This window comes from Candidatus Contendobacter odensis Run_B_J11, from assembly GCF_000531125.1.
Lineage (GTDB): Bacteria > Pseudomonadota > Gammaproteobacteria > Competibacterales > Competibacteraceae > Contendibacter > Contendibacter odensensis.
The window spans coordinates 1-4491 of the sequence record NZ_CBTK010000049.1; the positions used below are offsets into that span (position 1 = coordinate 1).

At 57.3% G+C, this 4491-nt stretch carries 7 protein-coding genes; 2 read left to right on the forward strand and 5 right to left on the reverse strand.

Annotation, left to right across the window (positions count from 1 at the left end):
- Positions 1 to 240: 240 nt before the first annotated feature.
- Entirely contained in the window at positions 241 to 750 is a 510-nt protein-coding gene (locus BN874_RS24210) for a hypothetical protein (RefSeq protein ID WP_154724742.1), read from the forward strand.
- Positions 751 to 1328: 578 nt separating this feature from the next.
- Here BN874_RS24210 and BN874_RS04600 read toward each other — a convergent pair.
- The gene (locus tag BN874_RS04600; RefSeq protein ID WP_034431157.1) at positions 1329 to 2063 is read right to left on the reverse strand and encodes a hypothetical protein; all 735 of its coding nucleotides are present in this window, start codon (positions 2061 to 2063) and stop codon (positions 1329 to 1331) included.
- A 158-nt stretch (positions 2064 to 2221) separates the two neighbouring features.
- Here BN874_RS04600 and BN874_RS24215 point away from each other — a divergent pair, with 158 nt between their 5' ends.
- Positions 2222 to 2431, forward strand: a complete 210-nt coding sequence (locus BN874_RS24215) for a hypothetical protein (RefSeq protein WP_154724743.1) — start codon at positions 2222 to 2224, stop codon at positions 2429 to 2431.
- A gap of 270 nt (positions 2432 to 2701) precedes the next feature.
- Here the strand turns inward: BN874_RS24215 and BN874_RS04605 are convergent, their stop codons facing one another.
- From BN874_RS04605 to BN874_RS04620, 4 genes are all read right to left on the reverse strand, one after another.
- Positions 2702 to 2884: a hypothetical protein gene (locus tag BN874_RS04605; protein ID WP_034431158.1), complete on the reverse strand. Its 183-nt coding sequence runs from the start codon at positions 2882 to 2884 to the stop codon at positions 2702 to 2704.
- A 93-nt stretch (positions 2885 to 2977) separates the two neighbouring features.
- Positions 2978 to 3463, reverse strand: a complete 486-nt coding sequence (locus tag BN874_RS04610; protein WP_034431159.1) for an MEKHLA domain-containing protein — start codon at positions 3461 to 3463, stop codon at positions 2978 to 2980.
- A 17-nt stretch (positions 3464 to 3480) separates the two neighbouring features.
- The gene (locus BN874_RS04615) at positions 3481 to 3744 is read right to left on the reverse strand and encodes a cupin domain-containing protein (RefSeq protein WP_051497418.1); all 264 of its coding nucleotides are present in this window, start codon (positions 3742 to 3744) and stop codon (positions 3481 to 3483) included.
- 65 nt (positions 3745 to 3809) lie between these two features.
- Positions 3810 to 4491 (reverse strand): MFS transporter (locus BN874_RS04620; RefSeq protein WP_034431161.1); only part of this gene is annotated, 682 nt, incomplete at its 5' end.

The following is a 4491-nucleotide window of genomic DNA, read 5'->3' on the forward strand; positions in this document are numbered from 1 at the left end:
CAATGACTGATGAACATCGAGACATCATTTTGTCTACCCAATAAGTGTGCCGAACACTATTGCGTTTACACACTCATTTTTAAACACTTTTCGTGGGTGGCTCTGGCTTCACTATGCGCGGTCACTGGTATAGCGATATGTTTTTCTTTGGGGGCTTTTGCTATGGATAACCCATCATTCAAGCGGGACGCCTAACAGCGCCCCTTAATTCAAACGTTAAGCCGCAGAGAGGAGACGATTGTGCCCAATGGCGGATCTGATTGCTGTGGTACTTGCTGGTTTAATGCCAAGAACGAAGGTGAGGCAGGCTATGAGCACACCCGGAAGGCGACTCCGAACGTCTGCACGATTCGAAAGCTAGTGATCGTCAACCCGTTCTACACCTACTGTGGGAATCATCCTCATCGCCGATCCAAGCGCGATCATGTGCCTATCGGACCCGTTTTTGTTGGGGAAGGTCGAGAGTTGTGGCAGCCTTCGCCTGACTCCGAGGAAATTCGTCAACATCTGCTTGAACTTCTCAAAGCAATTGAAGAGGCGCCGGCGACAGAGTACCCGGCAGGCGTATACATAGACGAACTTGTGGTCTGGCAAGTGGGAGAGTTCCGTGAGCTGCGGGCAGAGCCGGATCTGCTTCGGATTGCGAGTTTCTCTCCGGGGGCGTCCGAACCCAAGTTTGGTCGCACCCGCGCCACGTTGGTGGCCACTGCGAAGGGTGCTCTTGCAAAGTTGCGTGGCACTGCGGCCTAACCCCTCGCTCAAGCGGAACACCAACGGCAGGCCACCAGGGATCGACCTGAAGTACGCGGTACATTTTCGCCAGCCCGGGTCTGGCGTCCTGCCGTCGTCGCCCGCTTAGCTCGAACATTAGGCATCGCTCAAATCGAGAGTAATCGCATGATTTCAAGAGAACAGGCGGATCACTTTGCGAGAGAATGGATCGCTGCGTGGAACAGTCACGACCTCGGAAAGATTCTTTTGCACTACAGCGCCGACTTCACGATGTCCTCTCCTCGTATCGCTGTGGTCGCACAAGAACCATCTGGCGTTTTGACAGGTAAAGCGGCTGTTGCTACCTATTGGTAAATAGGCCCGTCGCGGAATCGGCCTCTGGTCCCTCGAAGTTTCGCGACGCGGCGCGAATAAAGCCAGCGGGAGAAAACGACCGCAACGCCGCGCCATTGGGGAGAGAGGAGCCACGAGCGGGAGTGTCCAGAAGCAGCGCGGGCGCTTCAGAGTGGTTTGACCGTAGCGTGTGAACGGCACCGGAATGGCGATGGTGAGGCGGAAATTCGGTTGGATAAAACTAAAAAACCATGGTCTGCCGCCTATTCCCGCCAGCGTGGAAACACCACGGTCCCCTCGGGATCGGGATTACCGTTGCTGTCGGTGCATCGGCCAGCCCCTCCATTGTAGTTTGAGTAACGACTGTTGCCTACGCAGGGATTAGAGGACGATCCCTTGTCGGAGAACGAACGCATTCTGCTCACTTCCGCTTGGCACGCCGGGCTGGCATTGCATTCGGCTATGGCTCGCTCACGTTCCTTGGCATGTAAAGCCAGACTTTCAGCGACAGTCATCCTTCCGCCATTGGCCACATCGGTAAACGGGATGCTGCCCACACTCGATATGGATTGATATTTCCTGGTGGTGTAGGTACAGCCTGGTGGCGCTGGATGCTCCCTGATCGCACGCTCGGCTTCCCCTGGGGCGCCAAGAATGAGAATGCCTGCGGGCTTGCCACAAGAGATAAAGCCCGCATCAACGTGCGATGCTGAGATCTCGCCTTTATTGCCTTCACGGAAAAATTTCTTGGAGACATTGATCTGGACAAAGATTTCTTCCGAAGAGGTGCAGCCGGGTGAATTGGAGCGTGTTGGGACATGGACTTCATTTCCCTTGAGAATGAGATAACTAAGCCGGTCACAGGTGGTGGCAGTGGCTTTCACCCATTGAGCATTAGCCCATAGGGGCGGGTCAGCTTTGGCGGGACTCGACCATTGAAACATCGCTATGGCAACCACGGTTGCTAACAGCAGTACCTTGGAAAGCTTTGGTTTCATGGGAACCTTCGATCCGTTGCAGTATCGTTTGCGATACTACAGAAATAATAGAAGACAGACCACGGTTTCGTTGTTTTTCAGGAGTCATGGAGTGCTTTCTTCCCAGCCGCCATGCCTAAACGGTAACACCTTGGGTAAGGTGATCATCCGACCTCCTGTTGAAAGGTCTGATTCCGCGCCAACCATTCCACCAGCGCGGCATGAGCAATCCGGTGATGGCAGCCGACCAGAAAGGACTCCAAGGCGCGGGGTTACCGCTGAATCACCGCTGGATGTTCCGCCAGTTCGCCGAATCGCCGCAAGGTGGTCGGGCTGATCCGCAGCAGTCGGCACACTTCACCGGGGCAATAGACCGCCCGCCGAAGTGACAAAGCGAGGCCAGCGATCCGAAGCAGCGCGGGCGCGTCAGCGTGGTCTCCCGGGGTGGGTTTTAGGCGTGAAGCTCCCGCGCGGTAGATGCCCCGGGTGGACCGTGAGCGCGCGGGGTGGTAGCGATTTGCGCTTGGCGAACCCGCGAAGGTGCGGTAGCCGAGTGACCCTTTTCCAAAGGGCTGGATGTTCAAAGCGAACCAGGCGGTGAGTAGAACCTACGGTTGCCGCTGGGTATTGGACCGGTAGGGAATGCCGATCGGGCCGAGTTAAACGGTCGGGGGGCGTTTTCCAGTGAGTAGCGCGGCCAGCCGCTCACGCTGGGCGTTGCGGCAACGATCCTGTTCCGCAACGTCCTGAAGCTGAATCCAGAGCAGATAGCCCATCAGCAGCAGAATTCCGGTGATGAGAATGAGAAGTATCACGATGGTTTGCGCGAGGAGTGGGGTCATGGGGAGCGCGTCGGTCGTTGGGAGGAATAGGGAGGGATAAAGCGAGGAGGTGGGATGAAACAGGTTGACGGGAGGTGTTGAAACCCCGCGATGTCAACGTCCCTCCGGCTCCCTGTCTTCCAGGGATTGCCACTCTCGAAACATCGCCGCTTGTCCGCAAAGTTGGCCCTCGTGATCGGTCAGATTCCACACCGTCGCCTGCTGGATCAAAAACCGTTGCCCGGTGCGAGCGATGCGTATCCCCGAATAGTCGTCGATGAATCCCCGGCGCGTAACCTCAGCCAATAGCCGCGCCCGCTCGGCCTGGTTGGGGACTTCCGCCGTCAGGCGCGAGGGCATCTGGATCAGTTGCTCCCACGACAGCGCAAAGAGCTTCAGAGCGGTTTGATTGCCGTAGGTCAGCAGCGGGTCGGGGGCGGCATGGTGTGACAGCACCACGAACGGGGCGTAAAACAACGCTTCTGCGGCGGCGTCCGGCGACAGTACCGGATCGATCAGGTCGCGTCCGGTCAGGGCGTGGAAGGTGCAGCGTAACCGTTCCGTGTGCTCGACCTGGTAGCGGTTGGCGAGGCATGGCATTGACAAAAGGGATTCCATTAGGGCGGTGATTTGGCGGGTATAAAAGAGGTTCCTGTCGGGCCAATCCCCATTTCCTGATAGGAAACCGCGCCGTCTTTCGCCCAGACGTAATGCGGCGTTTGCGCCGGAGCGACGTACACCGCGCCCGTTGGGATGGACACCATCCCGGTTTCGTCAAACGTAGCGCCAAAACCGACAAAGAGCGTACCGGATAGCACGGTCGTCACACGCTCGTCAGGGTGGGTATGCGGCGGGATTTTGCCGCCCGCCGCCAGTTTCACTCGAAGGAGATCAGGACTTTCGCTCCATCCTTTCGCCCTGACTCTTCGATTAAAGCGCCGCGAGGTTATGCCGAAACTCTCTTGTCCGCCTGCAACAACTCTGCTTCCAGAGCAAGTGCCCGATTGCGCGATGTGCGGCGGTAAGTTCCAACCGCGATGGCGAGTGCGACGACGATCAGAATTGCCGCGACTGTGAACGTGATTCGCATGCCGGTGGCAACGGCCTCGGGACGCGCCGTTGTGATGTCGGTCGCCGCCGAAGCGAGCGCAAACACAGCGCCCATAACGGATGCACCGGTGATGAGACCGAGATTGCGCGACAGGTTGAGCATTCCGGAAATGACGCCACGCTGATCTTGGCGGATATCCATCATGGCAGAGGTGTTATTGGCGGTCTGGAACAGCGCATAACTGGCGGTGATGACTAAGATGGGGGTTATGTAGCCGGAGATGTCGAACCTTGCCGGCATCATGGACATAAGGAAGGAACCGGTCGCAATTCCGATAAGCCCAACGATGGTCATGCGTTGTGAGCCAAAACTATCCACCAGGCGACCAGAAGGCACTCCGCTCAGCGCAGCGGCAAGCGGGCCGACCGACATGACGAGTCCGACAAAAGTCGCGTTGAGTCCGAGTGTACGCGAGAGATAAAACGGGCCGACCACCAGCGTTGCCATAATCACTGTCGAAACCAGCATACTCATGGTGAGATTCGCGCTCAGCACTGGGTTGCCGAACATCTTCAAT